A 999-nucleotide genomic window follows, 5' to 3' on the forward strand; every position below is an offset into this window, starting at 1 on the left:
ATCATATTCAGCATTATCATTAAACGATAATGCTGATATCGCAAAAAAATCACTCAATTCACTTTTAAAATAATCCAGAAAAACATCAATAGCTTCATCCACAAACTTTACGCTGAAGGGTTTTACTCTTTCAAAAAAACCCACCCAACCTTCAGATAAGCGAAACCCGTCGAAATTGATTTTCTTTAAGCTACAACTCCTATTTATTGTCAAGCTTGATAATTTTTCCATCACTCATACCTATAGTAATTTTCTTTCTCGGTGTAGGTTCATTTTTTCCTATCCCTACTTTCCACTCACCACTCTTATCACTGTGAATTGTATCACTCTTACTCCATATTTCACCGGTAGAGTTATTCTTGTAATTCCCGCCCCGCATTTTCGTAAAATCATCTGGGTGAGATGATGGTGTACGAACAGTATCCCCAATTTCAGCAGAATTCACCTTTTTCTTTGGATTATCTAAATGACTCGAGCCAGGACACCCAACCAACCCCAGCGGGTCAACCCACTCCAGCGGATTATGCACATATCCCTGAGGTCGGATGCCCCCATCAAACCCCGAAGGGTCGGGCGACAAATACTGCTGCGACCCGTCTTCTCCGCCATCATAATAACGATGCCGGTTATAGTAAAGCCCTGTCTCCCTGTCATATATCTGACCCTGATAGCGCAGCTCGCAATACACTTCCTCATTCGCCGCGTCGCCCAGATAGCGCCGCAGCCGGAGGGGGATTCTCTCCTCCCGATATCCGTCCCACAGCCCCTGCTCGCCCCGCCAGTGGATTTCTCCCTCTTCGCTGCACAGCTCCCGCGCCGTACCCGCCACGTCCGTCACGATATAGTGCAGCCGCGTCGCCTCTCCTTTCGCCTCCACCTGCGCCAGCGGCCGGTAGCTCCCCGGCTCATACACCCACTGCACTTCCCGCGCCGCCGTACCGTCCGCCAGACAGTGCCGCTGCACCGCCAGTTGGTCTCCGTCCCAGCGATACTCCACCC

At 50.1% G+C, this 999-nt stretch carries 1 protein-coding gene and 1 pseudogene; both read right to left on the reverse strand.

Translation table 11 applies throughout. The annotated features are described in order from the left end of the window. Positions 1 to 231 (reverse strand): annotated as a pseudogene (locus tag BIY29_RS20470) (hypothetical protein); the annotation flags it as partial. After that, positions 200 to 999 (reverse strand): RHS repeat-associated core domain-containing protein (locus BIY29_RS19875; protein ID WP_240630257.1); only part of this gene is annotated, 800 nt, incomplete at its 5' end. The pseudogene BIY29_RS20470 and the gene BIY29_RS19875, both read right to left, overlap by 32 nt.

The sequence above is a fragment of the Brenneria alni genome, assembly GCF_003666245.1.
GTDB classification, from domain to species: Bacteria; Pseudomonadota; Gammaproteobacteria; order Enterobacterales; family Enterobacteriaceae; genus Brenneria; species Brenneria alni.